Source organism: Rubinisphaera italica, from assembly GCF_007859715.1.
Classification (GTDB): domain Bacteria; phylum Planctomycetota; class Planctomycetia; order Planctomycetales; family Planctomycetaceae; genus Rubinisphaera; species Rubinisphaera italica.
On sequence record NZ_SJPG01000001.1, the window covers coordinates 2,977,213 to 2,995,873 of the forward strand.

Here is an 18,661-nt window from a genome sequence, read left to right on the forward strand (position 1 = left end):
CGTGATAATTGAACCGTTGGCAAACGTTTGATACAGCAATCTAGTAGACTAAAGGCTAGCACGCCCCTGAGCAAAGCGAAGGGCATGGTCGTTTGCAATCTCCACGCCCAGCAACGCTTACACAAAGAGAAAACTTGAGTGTCAAATAATTACGCACACTGATTCAGAGATTCCCGATGCCGTTTATATTCCTCCCGAAACTAAGGTTCGATAAAGCTCATGTAGCCGATCATCATTTCATTCCAGCTTTGATCGCCCCAGCGGACTGTGACGGTAGGATCTGGATTGACCAGATTGTTCTTCGAGTTGTCGTAGGCAGCCGTGCAGAGAATTCGCGTTCCTTTCGGAAGCAGTTTTGGTTTTGCGAGGTTGTAATTCAGCTGCCAGTTGAAGTCGTAGCGAGGAACATCAAGCAGGATTTCCTGAGATCCATTGGGATAGAATGCTTCAAATCGGAAGGCTTTTCCGCGCAGGTGCATGTGAGGAGTTAACTGCAGTAGAAGTTGATCGCGAGGTGATTGATATTCGGCAGTGACGGTATGATGATCTGCCCCCGGAGGGATTTCAAATTTCGTATTGATAGCAATTCCGCCGCCGAGGATTTTCTTGACGTCCTGTTTCTTCATGAAATTCAGACCGATGTAACTGCAGTCCAACTGTTCGCGACCATTGGGCGTGTAGTGCATTTCAAAGAGGAGTTTGCTGCCTGCCAGAATAGGAATTGCCACCCCCTCATCCAGGATTTGAGGCAGAGAACCAGGAACATACCCAACGAGCATGTATCGTCCCTGTGCGTTCTTCTCATCGCTTCCCGGCGGTAAAACATACACGGCAATGTGATGGACAACCGGGATATTATCGGGACGAGCTTCGGTCGCACAGACAAACTTGTCTTCGGTCCAACCCGGGTCGACTGTGAAGTACTGATAATCAACAACTCCCTGAGCTGGAACAGTGAACTCCGCATCGCCCATGGCAATCACCTGATCCGGTTCTGGAATTCTCCAGCCTTTTACGAACTCCGGTGGCTCTGGCAATTCAGCAGGGTCACCTTCGGGCATACCATTTTGAACCCAGATTTCGAGCAGTGATTTTTCCTGATCACTCAGCCGGCAGTCGTTTGCAAATTTGCCATGTTCAGGATTGGCAAACCAGGGTGGCATACGATTCTCGGCGATAACTTCAAGAATCGTTTCTTCCCAACCCAGAATGTCTTCGTAGCTGGTCAAGACAAAGGGAGCGACTTCACCGGCTCGATGGCATTCCACACAGTGTTGATTAAAAATCATGGCAATCTGATTGCAGTAAGTCACATCTCCCTGAGGTTCAACGCGACTGATTCGTCCAATGAGACAGCCAATCGCTTTAGTTTTCGGAACAGTAACATCCTCCCCCTTAAGAACTTCTTCAATGGCGATGGCAAGGTCTCGTCGCTGTTCAGATTCGCGCGAAAGCCCGACCAGATACTGATCGTCAATCCGTCCGCGATAACGAATCTCGCGATTCTGATCGAGCAAAAAGACTTCAGGAGTTCTCTCGGCTTCAAACTGATCTGCAACTCGATTTCCCGTATCTTTGAGAATGGGAATCGTCAAATGATGCCTGGCAACGAATGCGGTAATTTCCGTCAGACTGTCCTGAACATTGGAATCGATACCGATAACGGTCACACCATGATCCCGAAATTCGGTTTGCAGCTCCTCAAGTCTCTGCCCATACAAACGAGCTAATGGACATTCCGTTCCCAGAAACGCCACCACAACCAGATGATCTGCAGGAACTTCACGCAGTGACCAGTTGACACCACGATGTGTCGGTAAAGAAAAGTCCTGTATAGAATCAGCCTGCACATCGGAGCCATGCAAAATTGCTGTGATGGTTAGAAGAGTAAGAATATGGAAAAAATTTCGACATAAGCGAACATTCATACTTCAAGCCTGTGAAAACAATCTGTGATAATGGGGCTAATCAATGCTGCTTACCCGACGTAACCGAATTTGGCTGCAAAATTATTGCCAATTCACAATATCAGTATGATTTGGAAATAATTGGTCCATTGGAACTTGAACAAATCGAGAAAGGAAACGACAAGCAAATATTGATATTAAGAAATTCCCGTACGCCTGACAAATTCACCGATGGCTACCCGAAGCTTATCGTCTGTCGGATCAACCAGCGCTGGCATTTGGGCATGGAACAGTCGATCAGCCCATCTAGCCACTTAATATGGTTGATTCTTGCATTTCTAAATGTATTGTGTCTTATCTTGTTTATTAATCCTCATTGTGAATTGGCACTTTAAATTACTCCTTATGCACATTCGCAACTTTGCCATTATTGTCGTCGTTTTCGCGATATTCGTGTTAACGCTCCTGATTATCAACTGGTTAGGCCCTTTGGATACTCTACGGATTAATTCCTCCCAGCTTCCCGAGTTGCTGAAGCTGAGGCAGAGATCGATTGCTTATCTGGAAAACCAACTGCCCGAAGACGCGATTCCGCTGCTGGATGAAATCGCATCACGATTTCCAGCAGAGGAAGCATTTGCCCAGCATAATCGAGCAGTGGGGCTGACTCTCCAACTTGAATTAGAAAACGCTGAAGCAAATCCGAGCAAATTCGCTGCTCAAATTTCAGCGACTGAACGGCAAATTGAGTCAGTAATCTCTACTGATCCTGAAAATGCGATACCGTATTTGCTTCTCAGCCGAGTTTATAAGATTAAAGGCAATGTTCCAGAGCAGATCGCAGCTGCAATCAATGCGACGAAACGCAGCAAGAATAATCCGTCCGTTTGGTTTGAACTGTTTCGAGCACGTTCAGAATCTAATACACAGTCGGATGAACTGGTAAAAAGCCTGGAAGCCCTCGAACAAGTCATCGCATTCGCTCCCGACAATGTATGGGCATTACTACAAGTGCTTAATTATCAAAGTCAGCTTCACCATCGTGAAATTATCGTCAGTCTTTCTCGTATTGAAGATATGATTGCACCATTTGCCAATGGTATTGAACAACGCACGCGGTTAAATCCATTGAAACTGATTCCTGATATTCTGGCAGCAGTCACTTCCGAGAATTGGGACGTTGTGATCCGACAATGCCGATTGTTAGGAAATATCCTCCGCCCTGAAGAGATTGCTCAAAGTGATCGGATGATTTTAATGCCGAATACGCTTGAATTTATTCGCACTCGCTATTCCGAGACCACGGAAGCAATGATTTTGTCTCAACCTTTAAACATTCCAAAGGCAATCGATGTTCGTTTTTCTACAGAGCAGATCGAATTGCCGAAGAATTTGGGCGAGCTCAAAAGAGTGGAAATCGCAGATATGGATCTGAATGGAAGTTACGAGATTGTCATGCTTACTGATAATCAGCTGACGGTCATGGAACCAGAAATTGGCGGAAAGATAGGGAACGTGATTGCCAGTACAAAAATCGATGCTGGATATTCAAATTTCATACTTGCTGATCTTGATCAAGATTCTGACCCAAACAGGTCTTCGAATATCGAGGGGGCCCCCTGCGCACTTGCTGACCTCGATCTCATCTGCTTTGGTTCAGCCGGGATTGCAATTTATGAGAATCTCATGGGAAATCCTTCGGTAGATTCTGTTGATCATTCGATGTTTCGAAAAATCGATTCCGATTCCTTGATTAATCTATCGAATGTCTCTGCAGTCACGGCAGCTGATTTTGATCTCGACGGCGATCTCGACTTAATCATCATCGATTCTGAAGGATCCGTTTCATTATGGGCCAATTATCGAGCGTTCCAATTCTCCGACGTTACGGCTCGCTCGGCATTGCCTCCCGATGAGTTTTTTTGTGTCGAGGCAATCGCCATCGACCTGGACAGAGATGTTGATCTCGACATCGTGCTCAGAGGCCGAAAAACGATCGGCTATTTGGAAAATCTGCGCCATGGATCGCTACGCTGGAAAGAAATCGACTCCAGTGGTGAGGGCAAGAGTATTACAGATCTCAAAATTGTTGATTTTGATGCCAACGCTTCCTGGGATTTGCTGTTCTGCCGGGACGAGGAAATTTCCTATCTCCCAAGTAAGATTTCCAGTCCTGGCTCAATTCGATGGTCTGAGACCATAATCAATATCGGACTATCTGGTGAAGAGATGTATTTATTGGATTACGACAATGACGGATTTCAGGACATTGCCTTAAAAGAGAATCACTCTGAAAAGATTGAGGTACTTCGACGCAAAGGCGAACTGCAATTTGAACAAACCAAACCGTCACTGGAGTGGACTTCTAACAACCTTGGTCCGGAAACCAGGTCCACAGTAGCCGTTGAAGATCTGGATGGTGATGGTGATTTGGATGGTTTAATCTGGAACCAAACTGGAATTTGGTGGCAGAGAAATGAGGGAGGGAATCAAAATCCTTTTCTAAAAATTGCTCTTCACGGACAGCAGGTTAAGGGCGAACAAACTTCAGCGAGTGGTCGTGTTAACCATTATGGTTGGGGAAGTTTAATGGAATTAAAGGCTGGCGATAATTACCAGCCTCGCGTTGTGGATAGCCAAGTGCTCCACTTCGGTTTGGGGGCGACTAAACAGGCTGATGTTGTACGCGTCGTCTGGCCGAACGGAATTCCACAGAATGTCATCGAACCGAAGAACAATCTCTTTATCTGTGAAGAGCAACGACTGAAGGGATCTTGTCCCTATCTCTATGCCTGGAACGGCAACCGTTTTGAATTCGTTACTGATTTGCTTTGGGCAGCCCCGATTGGACTGCAATTCGCCGAAGGTGTCATTGCTCCAACACGACCCTGGGAATATCTGCTCATTGAATCTGATCAACTCAAACCGCGTGCTGACAAATATGAACTTCGGTTGACCGAAGAATTATGGGAAGCTGCTTATTTTGATCAAGTGCGTTTGTTAGCGGTAGATCATCCGGCGAATCTCGATATTTATTCAAACGAAAAAGTCGCATCTTCGACCACTCCGGAATTCAAAATCCACGTTGTCGAGAATCCCAGAGTTCCTGAGTCCATTATTGACGATCAAGGAAACGATTTGCTGCCGCTGTTGAAACTGCGTGACGACAGGTATGCGAAGCCCTTTTCCCAGAAACATTTCCAGGGCGTGACGGAACCCTGGTTTATGGAAATTGACCTGGGCGAACTATCGAATACGAAAACGATTAAACTCTTTCTGCATGGCTGGGTCTTCCCGTCCGATACCTCCTTAAACGTTGCACTGAGTCAAAGTCAAGATATGCCTGCACCACGCCCTCCGTATTTGCAGGTTCCCAACGCGTCTGGAGCATGGGAAACGATCGATCCCAGTTGTGGATTTCCTGGAGGCAAGTCTAAAACAATTGTCATTGACCTTACGGATCGATTTCTCACCGATGATTATCGAGTCCGCATTGTGTCCAGCATGGAAATCTATTGGGACCAGTTATTCTATTCGACGGACGACAATCCACCAGGGATGACTCCTCAAGTCCTCGAAATGGAAGCAAGTCATCTCCACCATCGAGGGGTCTCTCAGGTGAAGCCTCATCCGGGATTGGGTCCCGAATCGTACGACTACAATTTAGTAAATACCATGCCAACATGGCCTCCCGTTCATGGTTTTTTCACGTCGTACGGAGATGTTGACCATTTGCTCAGAGCAGAGGACGATCAGCTGGTTGTCATGCAACCGGGAGATGAAATCGTAATGCGTTTTCAAGTCCCAACAAACGAAGTTCCTCCCGGATGGACGCGCGACTTCATTCTGCACAACGTCGGCTATGACAAGGATTTTGACTTAAATACCGTTTATGGTCAGTCGAGCGAACCGTTTCCAACGCGAACAACCGCCCAGTACCCAGCCATGCGGGCAAGCGACACTCCTCCAGCCCCTGCCGGAATGTCACCGCAGTCCAGAGAACAGAGACATCGCTTATTCTGGACCGCTATTCGCGATCTTGCAAATTAATTGAAAACGGGAATACAATTCTCAAATCCGAGAACTCTTAATTTTGATACTTAAAAAAATTTAGCCGCCTGAATTTAATCGAGAATACAGAGAGGATCTCTTCTCAATCTATTTACGTTTTTGATTATTGAACCGCCAAGCGAAAAGCAAAACAAGAAATCAATAGAAATGAAAATTGATTTGATTTGAGCTGATCAGGTTGTTTTTACCACGAAGGCACGAAGATAAAAAATTTTAGAAATCATGAAAATCAATCACTTAAAGTGCTAATGTATTTGAGGCCATGTTGTTACAGAGCCCTTAATGCCTTTGTGATTCCAATCACATTTATTAAAATCTCGACTTGTTCCACTTGGCGTCTTGGCCGTTCATTTTCATCTGAGAAAAATTGATCTGATGCAGAATGTTAATAAAAACGACAGATTTCTTTTCGACTTTGGACAATCAGAATTTAGGACTACCACACAAGAGTTCCCGGCCCAGCTGGCTTGATCAGCTCGCCGGAATCCAGATGGTTGTTTTCTAATTTTGCGCAAGCCACAAAACTTTGAATCGTCAGTAGCACAGAGGTCTGCAAATTTCAAAGCCTGGGCAATGATCGCTACACTGGAAAAATGCATCAAAACGAATTGGCTAATTTTTGCATTTCTCCCGACTGGGATAGTCGGAAGATCGCCTTGAGTTCAGCATCAATTATCAATATGTCGTTTCCAGACACCGCCAGCGAAACGGGCTTCTTCAATGGAGCTCCAGAAAACAATTCACGAGGCGTCTGCGGATTCTGCAATTTCAGATCGAGTTCCCAAATCTTTGCAGCATAAGTGTCGAGAACAAAATATTTCTTTAACTTCTTAACGATCTGAATTGGAAATTCAAATTCGACTCCACAGTCAATTTCTTTCAGTTCTCCTGAGAATTTGAGACTTCGAATTGGTTTTCCTCGAGAAGTCAGGCAGATTAAATTCTCCTCCAGACCTTCGGCTAATCCGCGAATCCCATCAACTTTCGCGATGCGTTGAGGTGGATTTCCGTCTTTAAACACACGCCAGATCGTTTGGCTCTCTGCATCAACTGCGAATAAGTCTTCGCCTGCAGCGATGATATCGAGTGGGATACCGATGGATCCATCCGTGAGTGGTTTTAGCTGCCATTGCTCATCACAACGATAGATTTCTCGCGTAGCCGAATCGCCAACAAATACGGTTCCATGCTGATCAACAGTCACGCATCGGATCGCGTTGAGCGGCGTTCCATACGTTTTTTCTCCACGCAATACAACTTGAATCGAATCATTTTGGACATGCCAAAGCCCTGGCAGTTTTAAATCAGCTACAAATAATTGTCCTTCGGAACCAACGGCAATGTCAATTGGATAAACAAACTTGTCGGCAGCGATAGCAGAATTGACAACCAGAGCAGTTGTACAAATCGCTACTATAATCGTGGTCGTAATTCCGCCCCACCCTTCAAGTCGATAAGCGTTATTTGACATAGAAACTTGTTTCATAGAGACACATCCACCGCTCGTCAGAAGAAGTGAGGTGGATTCTTTTTGAGATGCATAGATTTTTGGCATATATCACTTGTGTAATAAATTGTGTATGTACTTCATCCGCAGTTAATGGTTGAGATAGCTCACGGCTTGACTGATTGAACTTACTGAAGCCTCTCCCATTTGGGAAGTATTTCTTAAAAAAAGCCATCTCTGTTTTACAAGGGTTTGTCAGTGCTGTTTACTCTATCTGCAGTCGCAGTTTTCATCGATTGTAGTGATTGTGCGTTATCGATAATGACAATGATTTGCTAAAATTCAACATCGACTTGCATTGTCTTTTTTCTTGATCTCTGCCCAATTCCTTAGTCAGACATTATGCCTTTAGCCAACACTACCGTCTGTGTTCTCACTCCCACTGGTCGGGGAGCGGTGGCGACGATTCGTGTCTGTGGCCAGCTGAAAGCACTCAGGCAAAAAGCAGAGGAGGCGGAAGTTCCATTTTTTATCGCAAGGAATGGAACACCTGCAGAAAAACAAACACTCCATCGGATCGTGTTTGGAAGCTGGGGCGATGAGGATCTGGTGATTTGCCGCACGGCAGAAGAGTGTCTGGAAATTCACTCTCATGGAGGGAAATTGGCTGTCGCTCGAATTTTGGAGAGTCTGGTCGAAGCAGGAGCTAAGCGTATCTGCTGGGAGTCTGCATTCAATCTGCACTCTGAAACATGGCTTGCAGATTATCATGTCGCTCTCTCTCGTTGTACGACGGAAAGAACGGCTGAGTTTCTGCTTCAGCAAATGCATCAAGGAGGCTCTTTCTGGGATCGACTGCAGCAGGGGGCGGCTTCCATAAATGAAATTTCCAGTGCTCGGAAATGGACTTTGTTTGGACAGCATCTCGTGACCCCCTGGGAAGTTGTGATCGGTGGGCCTGCAAATGTCGGGAAATCGTCATTAATTAATCGCATGCTTGGTTATGAGCGGGCAATTGTTTTCGACCAGCCGGGGACGACGCGCGATGTCGTCAGTGCAGACACGGCAATTGATGGCTGGCCCGTTCGCTTTTCGGATACCGCAGGACAACGACAAACCAGAGACGCATTAGAAACTCAGGGGATCACTTATGCGATAGCCAAACTTCAACAGGCAGATTTGCAAATTCTCGTTTTTGACCAGAGCCAAGAAACGGATGAGTTCACTCTTTCTCTAAGCGCAGAATTCCCAGAGGCGATTCTGATCTTTCATAAGTCCGATTTACCGATGAATTCCTCGTGGGAACAAATCGAATTTCCTATATCCCCCCTTCCCGTTTCCAGTAAAACCGGTGAAGGAATTGAAGCAGTCATCTCTAAAATATCGGACAGACTAGTCCCGGCGCTGCCTCCCGAAGGTGCGGTCTATCCAGTTTCCAAGAGCCAGCGTAAATTGCTGGAAAAGCAAATCTGAAATGACTTTCGCTTAAGAACCGATTACTGAGAATGTTTAAAATATTATGGTGAACTTTCCGACGATGTACCGAGTGAAACGTCAGTTCGATGGACCGGTTGTTGATGATCTTCAAACGGAAGTGAAGACATCCATTAACGCTTTGCTGGCTAATCACAAATTTGTTCCAGGTGCGAAAATTGGAATTGCGGTTGGTAGTCGTGGGATTGCGTCGCTGGCAACAAGCATCAAAGCGATTGTGCTGGAAGTCAGGAATTCTGGTTTCAAGCCTTTTCTGATCCCAGCCATGGGAAGCCATGGCGGAGCGACTCCAGCAGGTCAAAGGCAGATTTTGCAGAATCTGGGAATCAATTTCTCGGAACTCAATATGGAATGCCTGGCTGAAATGTCAACAAGTGTGATCGGCACAACCTCTGATGATGTGCCGGTGCATTTTGCACAAACAGCTATGGGGATGGATGGTCTGCTGATTTGTAATCGCATCAAACCGCATACTCGTTTTACAGGCAACGTCCAATCCGGATTACTGAAAATGATGACGGTCGGACTCGGCAAAGAAAATGGAGCGGCCACTTATCATCGAGCGGAACGGGAACTGGAGTTCGACAATCTGATTCGTGAGGCTGCTGGAATCATTATCGAAAAAACTCCAATCATTGGCGGTATCGCACTCATTGAAAATCAATCGAAACAGATTGCAGAATTAATTTCCGTTCCTGCACATGAAATGATCGATCGTGAACCAGCCTTGCTCAAACGAGCTTCGGAACTTGTTCCTCGTCTTCCACTGCAAAAAATCGATTTACTGATTGTCGATGAAATCGGAAAAGAAGTCAGCGGGACAGGTATGGACACAAATGTTGTCGGCAGAAAATTCAACGATCATGTTTCTCATCCTCAAGACTGGTGCCAAACTTCTCTCATTTATATTCGCGGGCTCACCTGTGCGACCGCGGGAAATGCAACGGGAATCGGTATGGCGGAATTCACGAATCCAGAAGCAGTCGCTCAAGTGGACTGGGTGAAGACACGTATCAATTCCATCACAGCCGGCCATCCCACTGCTGCCATGTGTCCGGTTATTCTCGATGATGACAAAGCGGTCATCGAAGCGGCTATGCAAATTGCGGGAGAGAATCTGCAAATTTTGCATATCCGCAACACCGCTCAATTGAACGAAGTATATGTCAGCCAGAGTGGACTGGAGGAACTCCAACAGCTCGAACCGAGTTGCATTAGCTCAAGTTGCGATAACTATTGCGGCGAATATTTGCATGGATTTTGATTTCTGAAAATCGTGTCAAGCATAAAATCTGCAATTTTTTGCAGCAAATAATTTCTGGAATAATATCTTAGCGATTTCATTAATTATCGTTTACACTTGACTAGTTCAGCAGAAATCCAATTCTGGAATCCAAAAAGACTCGCTAAGAAATCGTGTCCTATCTTCGACGGTTTCTTCGGTCGAATTCCTGGCTGAAATTGCGGGAAGCACGCATGTGTCGTGACCTGTTGAACATGTTCACCTCAACGGCATCTCGTCAAATTACAGGAGAAACGATTATGAGTTCTTACAGAAATCTGACCGCTCGCGACATTATGGTTCGCAAAGTGATAACTCTGCGACCTCAGATGGAAGTGATGGATGCGATTCGGGTGATGATGAAACATAAGATCGCCGGAGCTCCGGTCGTCAACGATCATGGACGATATTTGGGAGTCTTCTCCGAGAAAAGCTCACTGAGTGTTTTACTGGGCATGGAATACGATAGTGATCCGACAACCGAAATTCGCTCGTATGTCGACACCACTGCTCGATTCGTTCACGAAGATACAGATATGTTGAGTATTGTCGATATTTTCCTGAATGAACCCTACCGACGTCTCCCTGTATTAAGAGATCAGGACGAGTTGGTAGGACTTGTGTGCCGCAGGGATGTGTTGCGTGCATTTAACGATGGCATGCGAAAACGACAGAAGGCAACTGGCGATTCCGGTATTCTGTATTTCAGCAGTGTGACACTGCGCGAAGATTCCACAATTATCTCCTGAGTGAAGTGAGTCCATGACTTTGATTGACAAGCCAGCAGGGTGCCCAACCGGGTGCCCTGTTTTCGTTGATGTCAAAGAAAGTTGCTCAAGATTGTGATTGCTGAATGACTCAATTATCATGATGGAATTCACGTCCCGATTTCACTGTTCTGTGGTTGCTCATGAATTCTCGCCGCAGTGTTGCCCTGTTGATTGAATCGTCAAATGCGTATGCGCGAGGCTTGCTGGCTGGTGTGGTGACATATGTCCGACAGCATGCGAACTGGTCGATTTTTCTGCCGGAGCAGGAACGGGGAGCCACTCCGCCTAAATGGCTTTCGAGTTGGAATGGAGATGGCTTGCTGGTTCGGATTGAAACGGATGAAATCGCACGCGTTGTTCGAAAATCCAAATTGCCTTTAGTCGACTTGAGTGCCGCCCGCTATTTGAGTGACGTCCCCTGGGTCGAAACCGATGATTCAGCAATTGCAATACTGGCCGCAGAACATTTGATGGAGCGGGGATTTCAGCATCTGGCTTATTGCGGCGACCCTGGATTCCAATGGTCCATATTGCGACATCAGGAATTTGAAAAGCAGATTCTGCAGCCTGGTCGCAGTTTCCATCTGCATGAATCGATTCCCCGTTACGACGAAAAGTATTCCTGGAAACGCGAAAAACGCAGGCTTGCCAATTGGATTGAAAAACTGCCGAAGCCGGTGGCGATCTTTGCCTGTTACGATATCAAAGCTCAGCAACTTCTCGATGTCTGTCGCGAACTCGGCATCTCCGTTCCCGAACAGGTTGCCGTTCTGGGAGTCGATAACGATGAGCTGCTGTGCGAATTGTGCAGTCCCCCCCTTTCGAGTGTGATCCCGAATGCTCATCAAGCTGGCTTTCAGGCAGCGGCAATGCTGGATCGAATGATGAATGGGGAAGAAGTTTCCACCGAAGCGATATTCATCGAGCCACTAGGTATTCAGACACGGCAATCAACAGACTTACTGGCAATTGATGACGCTGATATCGCGAAAGCTTTTCGTTACATTCGCGAACATGCCACCGCAAACATCCGTGTGAGTGATCTACTTCGGCACATCCCACTCTCTCGCCGAATGCTGGAACATCGCTTTTTAAAATATCTGGGACGGACACCCCATCAGGAAATTCAACGTCAGCGGATTCTGAAAGTCAAAGATTTTTTGTGCAGTACGAATCTCACGTTGGCAGAAATTGCCCGCAACACAGGCTTTGAACATGCCGAATATCTTTCGGTTGTCTTCAAACGTGAAACCGGTCAGACACCTCGGGAATACCGGAATCAAACCGGGACGAATCATATTTGGAGTTAATTTGTGCATAACGATGAGTGGCTGTGGTCTAACGAAGTAAACCCCCGAGAATAGTGACTATCTGGGAGCTGCGCTACGCTTCGACACCAGCTACGCAGACTTTAAAAATGAAGTCAGTTTCACAGTTTTTACAAGTACGTTATTGTTAGGAAACTAATCTGCCTAAATGACTCCCGAGAAGTAACAACTGTATGAATTCCTGGTCCAGTTTGACTCACTTAGAAGCTGATCGCTTTGCGGTCATCAAGCGGCCGGTCATCATTCTGGCGCTGCTGACGTTGTTGATCGTTGGTGGCACACTTGGGTTTCGCATTGTGAATGAAACCAGCTGGCTGGAATCGTTGTATCTGGCGGTGATTACGTTAACAACTCTTGGATGTCGTGATCCCGCAACTTCAAATGCAACGATGGCCTTTGTTGTCATCTATCTTGGCTTTGGACTGGGGCTGTTCAGTTACAGTCTGTTTTCTCTCGGCCAAAGCCTGCTCGATCCCCAATTTCGTCAATTCTGGAAACAACGACGCATGATCAACAAAATCGACTCTCTGAAAGATCATCACATTGTCTGCGGCTTCGGACGAATGGGCCGGACAATCTGCGAGTATCTGGATCGACGAAATCGTCCATTTGTTGTCATTGACCTCGATGGCGATGTCCTGGAAGCTCACTGCACCGCTCACAACTGGCTCTACATTGTAGGAGATGCAACGGACGATGTGCATTTGCAGAACGCGGGGATCAGCCGGGCATCGTCTCTGGCTTCGGTCCTGCCTTCCGATTCTGATAACACGTATGTCGTTCTCTCCGCCCGTATGCTGAACAACGGTTTGCAGATCGTTGCTCGGGCCAGCGATGAGAAAGCGATTCAGAAAATCGAACGAGCCGGGGCGACCCGCGTTATCAGCCCCTTCAGCAGCGGGGGCATGAAAATGGCTCGCTTCATGATTAATCCCTCCGTCGAAAGCTTCGTCGAAGTTGCCGACAAACACGACTCCGATCTCGAACTGGTCGATATACAAATCAAGGAAACGAGTTCTCTCGTCGGCAAAAAGCTCTCTGAAACAAAACTGGCCGAGCAAGGCGTGATGATCCTCGCCATCCGCCGCGCCAACGGCGAACAACTTCTACCCCCACCCGGAGCTTCAATCCTGCACGCGGGGGATAACCTGTTTGCCTTTGGGCATGCGAATAAGGTGGCGATGGTGATTAGTAATTGTGAGGAGTGAGCTCATTGAGTCGTAAACTGTATATTCTCACTTCGTGTTAATATTCGTGATTTTCAGGTAGGCAATCTCCAAAAATTCCGTTACTTGTGATGAGAGAGTAGAAAAACGCAGGCTTTTTCGGAGGAAGTTCATGAAAGATTGCATTCGCGGATTATGGACGTTGCTGATTGTAGTTCTGCTAATTCCCGCATTTGGAATGGCGGATGAGGAGAAACCTGAGCAAAAGAAAACGTTTGAAGGGACCTGGAATAATCGCAAGTACAATTCTTCCGGCCCTCTCCGATGCGAAGCCCGGCCGGGAGAGGACGGGAAGGTGAAAGCGACTTTCTCGGGGACATTCATGGGCGATCCATTCTCATATGATGTCGAATTCAGTGCAAAACCGGGCAACGGACAGACGGATCTCATCGGCAAAGCGACCGTCAGCGGTCATATCTATGACTGGACCGGTTCCCTGAAAGGCACACGGCTGTACGGCAAATATCTCGGAACGAATGGCTACAACGGAGAATTCGTTCTAAATGAAGCCCGGAGTAACTGATAGCAATCGTGTTCTTTACAGGATAAGGCCAATCCCGTTTAAAGAGTTTTCAGATATTCAAGCAAAGCTTTTTTATCGGCTGATGAAAGCGTGTTTGGATAATCGTGTCCCGAATTGCTTTTGCCAGGTTTGGAAGTGTCAAAATATCTTCTCCTCTCAGCAGGAGCAGTGACTTCGACCGGGGTTCGATCATAAGCTGAAAACGTAACTCCAACGGCCTCGGTGTCATACTTCTGAGACTCTTTCTTCCAGACTTCAGGACGTTTTTCCAGCGAAAGCACTCCTTCGAGAGTCGGTACACTTCCGTTGTGGAAATAAGGGGCAGAAGCCCATATTCCATCAAGAGGTGGTGCAACATAGCCTTCAGGATTCTCGATGATTTTACGAGCACCGTAATGAGACAGCCAGCTTTTTCCATAGTTGGCTCGATGCTCTCTGCTTAACGCTTGTAGCCGAACAGGATCGGTCCCGATCACTTCGATGGGAATCGTTCGCTGGGGATAAGTCGGAGAATCTCCGTAAGTCCCATGGCACTCGACACAATTCTTGTGAAAGACCAACTCCCCTGCTCTGGCTAAATCTGCATTAATTTCGAAGGGATATTTGGGAGCCTCGATCGATTCCAGATAAGCGTAGATATCTTTGAAGTCACTTTCCCATTCATCAAGTTGCGCGCGATCGTTTTCGCGAATGAGAACGAAGGGAATCAATGCCCGATAGTCTTTTTCAACAAAGCCATCGATATACAGGTATTTCCTTTTCTTGAAATGCCACCAGGGGGGAGGCTCCATATCATGGTGAATCATTCTGGGCGGTGAGCGAAAGGAAAGAATATTCATATCGTGATCGCGATAAGATTCGAGAGCCACACCAAACATGACGGCGTTTGTTGTTCCGTTTGTGCCTCCCATTGGGAAGAAAATGGAGCTCAAATCGCGTGAAGAAAGAGGTTTTCCGATGCGAAGTTTCGTTGTGCGAACATCGTCTGTTAGCGTTTGCAGTGCGTAATTGGAATTCGGCAAACCGGGGATCACCCATCCTGCGACTTCTCCGCCATGGCAGGAAAAGCAGTTCATGAAATACTGACCATTATTGTTGACCACATATTGCAACGGTTTTTCCGAACGCTCACTGGGACGATTGGTTAAACCATAGTAGGAGAATATTTCTTCTCGTCGCAAATCTAATGGAAGCATTTCCAACCGGTTTCGTTCTGCCTCAGGCCAGCTTTGCCAGAGATTTTCGAAGGTATCGTTGTCGAAATCGGGAATCAGATAAGGTTTGTTGAGAATAAACCAGTAGCCGCGCTCTGCCGGGGAAAAATGTGCAGGTGGTTCCTGTGCATCAATTCGTGAGGTCAGGCAGGAAAGCAAAATTAGAGTAGCCAGACTCCATTGCATGTCAAAAAATCTCCTGAAAGAATGATCCAGGATATTATAGACATCATAGTCTTGGTAGACAGTGCATTCAGACCCCAATGAAGTCGTATTAGCGTAACTTATGGAGCCCGTTTTTTTAATTTTCGCTGCAAAGTCCGTCGTGGAATACCCAACTGTCGGGCGGCTTCGGAAATATTTTCTCCACAGTCTGCCAGAACTCGCTGAATGTGCTCCCATTCCGTTTCGGCAAGAGTTTGCGGTTTGTATTGAATTTCCACGGACCGATTTCCACGATCTGGTAGTGTTGTGAAGGCTGAGAGGATTTTATCGGTATCGGCCGGTTTCGTGACATAATTCCAAGCCCCGGCCCGCATTGCCTCGACGGCTGTCGTGATGCTGCCATAACCAGTGAGCATCACACATCTGGTATTTGGGGAGATTTGTGTAATAGTTTCCAGTAATTCTAAGCCAGAACGTCCCGTCATATTCAAATCGACCAAAGCGTATTGCGGCTTTTCGTGATGGATGAACTGGACAGCTTCGTCATAGTCAGCCGCCACGACGGCTCGAAAACCGCGCGACTGAATCGCCCGGGCGAGTCGAGAGCGGAGCATTTCGTCATCATCGACAATTAAGAAAAGTTCTCTCAGGCCGTCTTGTATCATCATTACCTCCACCAAAGAGAAAACTGCTCTGTCCTCTGCAATCATTCGCAGAATAAAAAATTGCGTATCATGCTGACCCAACCCAAGTTTAGGCTATTTACAGGATTGATGATAAGGAAATCATCTTATTTTCTCGCATTGATTCTTAAACAATCGTATTCCGCATCGACACATTTCCAATACAGCCTTAACGCATTATTGTCACAGATTGACAATTTTCTGCTCTGGTTCTACTCATGTTTCAATAATAATAGTGTCTGACTTAGTTATTATCTCATCAGCGGCACATTCTCTGATATTTCTGAATTGATTGAGACACTGATTCGGGTCGAATCGACAGATTCCGAGACAGAATGGGTTCTGTTCGGTAAGTCATTTCCAGAATGATTGATACGATTTTCCAGATTTGAAAAAGGTAATCTTGAAGAACGGTCGTTTTTACCCACTACTGCCGATATGATGAGAAGACCGTGAATAATCGATTTGAAACTGTGAACGATTTCAAAAACAGTTCGAGCCTATTGGCATGATGTTCAAAAGTTGCCGATGTATTTAAAATTAGATCACCTCTCAGGTATAAATGGCCTGCGCCGGTACTCCTGACAGATTGTGATGATTAGATAAATTGTAGTTTGGTTGCCTTGATCGGCAATAAATAAACTCGGAGGAGTTTCCGTTGAGTACTGTTCCTCAAAACGTCAACCTGGAGAACCAGCCGTCTGACTCTCAAGAGGCGACGACTGAGAATGCCAATGGACGTCCCCGTAAACGTAAGCGACGTAGTACCAGCCATTTAAAGATGGTGCCTGAGACACTTAGTTTACGTGAAGAGATTAAATCGGCTGCAGAAATTCATGTCAAAAACATTTCCAAAAATCGTCCTTACAGCAAGGACGAATTGGAAAAACTGACACGTGATTTTCTGACTCATCACGACTGGCCAGAAAAGTATCTCGGTTTTGCCATGGTTTTACTTGGCAACTTCTTCTGGAAACAGCAGTTGATGGCGATCCCGTTCGAACGCCGACTGCTACTCCTGCCGCATTGTCTGAAGCATGCTGAAGGATGCCCGGCTGATTACGATGAATTTGGCCTCGATTGCGAAACCTGCGGAGCCTGCTCCATTGCCGACTACAAAGTCAAAGCCGAGCAGCTTGGATACAAAGTGCTTGTCGCCGAAGGCTCGCCGATCGTTCTCAAGATTATCGTTGACGGATATGTTGATGGCATTCTGGGTGTTGCCTGTCTGAATGTCCTCGAAAAAGCCATCGATAAAATCCTGCTGGCTGGTGTCCCTTCTTATGCAGTCCCTTTGCATTCTGGGGATTGTAAGAACACTTCGCTGGATGAAGCCTGGGTTTGGGATGTCCTCGACAAATACGAACCTCTCCCAGAAGAAAAGACTGCTAGCTACGTGCCGTTAATGCGCGAAGCCAGGCAGCTGTTTGATGCCCCTCAATTTGACGAATTGGTTCCACTCTCGCGTGGGAAAGAATCCCAGTCTGAGCAGAGTTTTCTAGCCAAAACGGAACTGGTCTCTCGAGACTGGCTGGCGACCGGCGGTAAACGGTTTCGGCCATTCATCACCCTGGCGGCCTGGGATGCACGAAAAGGTGGCGACTTGACGATGGCTGACGCCGGTTCATCTCAACCTCTTGAAGTGCCGGTTTCTGTTAAGAAAGCTGCCATTGCGATTGAAGCCTTTCACAAGGCCTCATTAGTTCACGATGATATTCAGGATGATGACCAGTATCGATATGGTGAAGAGACCTTACATTTGCAGCACGGAATTGGCCAGGCGATCAACTTTGGCGATTACTTAATTGGCGAAGGTTACCGCTTGCTGGCTCAATGTCAGGTAAAGGATGACCCCACTGCGGTTGGGGATATCGTGCAGAAAATGTCTCTGGCCCACATTAAGCTTTGTGAAGGACAGGGAGCCGAGATGAGTTGGACTGCTGCACCTTCACTGGAGCTTTCTCCGTTGGATGCCATGCAGATTTACGCACTCAAAACGTCTCCAGCCTTCGAGGCTGCTCTGTATTCCGGGTTGCGTCTGGCTGGGCCAATGGAAGATTATGAATCGATGGTGGCTACGTTTTGTCGCCACGTCGGAGTAGGCTTCCAAATTCTCAACGATCTTAAAGACTGGCGTGGCGATGTTCGCAACAAGGTGATTGTCGGACAGGATGCGATGGCTTTAAGGCCGACATTGCTCCTGGCATTAGCTATTAAAGTTGCCAATGCAGAACAAAGACAAATTCTGCAGTCGGTTCTGGACGAAGAAGATAATCCGTTGAATCGACTCGAAAAATTGAAGCGGATCTTTGAACAGACGGATGTCTTCTCCAAAGCCGAAGCCCTGGTCGATAAGTCGCGCGAACGAGCTGAAGCGATCGCTGATGAAGTCGAACCGGAATCCTTGAGACGATTCCTTTACTTCCTGGTCGATACCGTAATGGCTCCTGAAGAAGAAATAACGCCTCTGCAAGTGCAGCAAAACGGTCTTGTCGATCTCTCGATTTCTGCCAGTTCCTGATTGCGAATACGTCCTGGCTTCTGAAACATA

General features: G+C 46.7%; 12 protein-coding genes. 8 read left to right on the top strand and 4 right to left on the bottom strand.

Features of this window, described 5'->3' with window-relative positions; genetic code table 11:
• Window positions 1-200: 200 nt before the first annotated feature.
• Window positions 201-1,928, bottom strand: coding sequence for a redoxin domain-containing protein (locus Pan54_RS11120; RefSeq protein WP_146503551.1), 1,728 nt, complete (start codon window positions 1,926-1,928; stop codon window positions 201-203).
• Window positions 1,929-2,312: 384 nt separating this feature from the next.
• On the opposite strand from Pan54_RS11120, the gene Pan54_RS11125 reads away from it, so the two are divergent.
• A complete protein-coding gene (locus tag Pan54_RS11125) occupies window positions 2,313-5,957 on the top strand; it encodes an FG-GAP-like repeat-containing protein (protein ID WP_165441725.1) in 3,645 nt (1,214 codons plus the stop codon).
• A 619-nt stretch (window positions 5,958-6,576) separates the two neighbouring features.
• Here Pan54_RS11125 and Pan54_RS11130 read toward each other — a convergent pair.
• Window positions 6,577-7,464: a hypothetical protein gene (locus tag Pan54_RS11130; RefSeq protein ID WP_146503553.1), complete on the bottom strand. Its 888-nt coding sequence runs from the start codon at window positions 7,462-7,464 to the stop codon at window positions 6,577-6,579.
• A gap of 363 nt (window positions 7,465-7,827) precedes the next feature.
• Here Pan54_RS11130 and Pan54_RS11135 point away from each other — a divergent pair, with 363 nt between their 5' ends.
• From Pan54_RS11135 to Pan54_RS11160, 6 genes are all read left to right on the top strand, one after another.
• Window positions 7,828-8,898, top strand: a complete 1,071-nt coding sequence (locus Pan54_RS11135) for a GTPase (protein ID WP_146503554.1) — start codon at window positions 7,828-7,830, stop codon at window positions 8,896-8,898.
• A gap of 73 nt (window positions 8,899-8,971) precedes the next feature.
• Window positions 8,972-10,183, top strand: a complete 1,212-nt coding sequence (locus tag Pan54_RS11140) for a lactate racemase domain-containing protein (protein ID WP_165441726.1) — start codon at window positions 8,972-8,974, stop codon at window positions 10,181-10,183.
• 278 nt (window positions 10,184-10,461) lie between these two features.
• Window positions 10,462-10,950 carry a CBS domain-containing protein gene (locus tag Pan54_RS11145; protein ID WP_165441727.1) on the top strand — a complete coding sequence of 163 codons (489 nt, stop codon included), beginning with the start codon at window positions 10,462-10,464 and terminating at the stop codon, window positions 10,948-10,950.
• A gap of 161 nt (window positions 10,951-11,111) precedes the next feature.
• On the top strand, window positions 11,112-12,281 hold the full coding sequence (locus Pan54_RS11150; protein WP_146503557.1) for an AraC family transcriptional regulator: 1,170 nt from the start codon (window positions 11,112-11,114) through the stop codon (window positions 12,279-12,281).
• A 191-nt stretch (window positions 12,282-12,472) separates the two neighbouring features.
• Window positions 12,473-13,507 (top strand): potassium channel family protein, encoded by a 1,035-nt coding sequence (locus Pan54_RS11155; RefSeq protein ID WP_146503558.1) that lies wholly within the window; start codon window positions 12,473-12,475, stop codon window positions 13,505-13,507.
• A gap of 130 nt (window positions 13,508-13,637) precedes the next feature.
• Window positions 13,638-14,048 carry a hypothetical protein gene (locus Pan54_RS11160; protein WP_146503559.1) on the top strand — a complete coding sequence of 137 codons (411 nt, stop codon included), beginning with the start codon at window positions 13,638-13,640 and terminating at the stop codon, window positions 14,046-14,048.
• Window positions 14,049-14,086: 38 nt separating this feature from the next.
• On the opposite strand, the gene Pan54_RS11165 is transcribed toward Pan54_RS11160, so the two are convergent.
• Window positions 14,087-15,448, bottom strand: coding sequence for a c-type cytochrome (locus Pan54_RS11165; RefSeq protein WP_242631284.1), 1,362 nt, complete (start codon window positions 15,446-15,448; stop codon window positions 14,087-14,089).
• A 98-nt stretch (window positions 15,449-15,546) separates the two neighbouring features.
• Window positions 15,547-16,095 (bottom strand): response regulator transcription factor, encoded by a 549-nt coding sequence (locus Pan54_RS11170; RefSeq protein ID WP_242631285.1) that lies wholly within the window; start codon window positions 16,093-16,095, stop codon window positions 15,547-15,549.
• A 673-nt stretch (window positions 16,096-16,768) separates the two neighbouring features.
• Here Pan54_RS11170 and Pan54_RS11175 point away from each other — a divergent pair.
• On the top strand, window positions 16,769-18,631 hold the full coding sequence (locus Pan54_RS11175; RefSeq protein ID WP_146503560.1) for a polyprenyl synthetase family protein: 1,863 nt from the start codon (window positions 16,769-16,771) through the stop codon (window positions 18,629-18,631).
• Window positions 18,632-18,661: the final 30 nt, after the last annotated feature.

What these genes read in the sequence shown, in the direction of transcription:
- Pan54_RS11120 (WP_146503551.1), bottom strand. Translation starts at nt 1,928, where the DNA reads ATGAATGTTCGCTTATGTCGAAATTTTTTCCATATTCTTACTCTTCTA.
- Pan54_RS11125 (WP_165441725.1), top strand. Translation starts at nt 2,313, where the DNA reads ATGCACATTCGCAACTTTGCCATTATTGTCGTCGTTTTCGCGATATTC.
- Pan54_RS11130 (WP_146503553.1), bottom strand. Translation starts at nt 7,464, where the DNA reads ATGAAACAAGTTTCTATGTCAAATAACGCTTATCGACTTGAAGGGTGG.
- Pan54_RS11135 (WP_146503554.1), top strand. Translation starts at nt 7,828, where the DNA reads ATGCCTTTAGCCAACACTACCGTCTGTGTTCTCACTCCCACTGGTCGG.
- Pan54_RS11145 (WP_165441727.1), top strand. Translation starts at nt 10,462, where the DNA reads ATGAGTTCTTACAGAAATCTGACCGCTCGCGACATTATGGTTCGCAAA.
- Pan54_RS11150 (WP_146503557.1), top strand. Translation starts at nt 11,112, where the DNA reads ATGAATTCTCGCCGCAGTGTTGCCCTGTTGATTGAATCGTCAAATGCG.
- Pan54_RS11155 (WP_146503558.1), top strand. Translation starts at nt 12,473, where the DNA reads ATGAATTCCTGGTCCAGTTTGACTCACTTAGAAGCTGATCGCTTTGCG.
- Pan54_RS11160 (WP_146503559.1), top strand. Translation starts at nt 13,638, where the DNA reads ATGAAAGATTGCATTCGCGGATTATGGACGTTGCTGATTGTAGTTCTG.
- Pan54_RS11165 (WP_242631284.1), bottom strand. Translation starts at nt 15,448, where the DNA reads ATGCAATGGAGTCTGGCTACTCTAATTTTGCTTTCCTGCCTGACCTCA.
- Pan54_RS11170 (WP_242631285.1), bottom strand. Translation starts at nt 16,095, where the DNA reads ATGATGATACAAGACGGCCTGAGAGAACTTTTCTTAATTGTCGATGAT.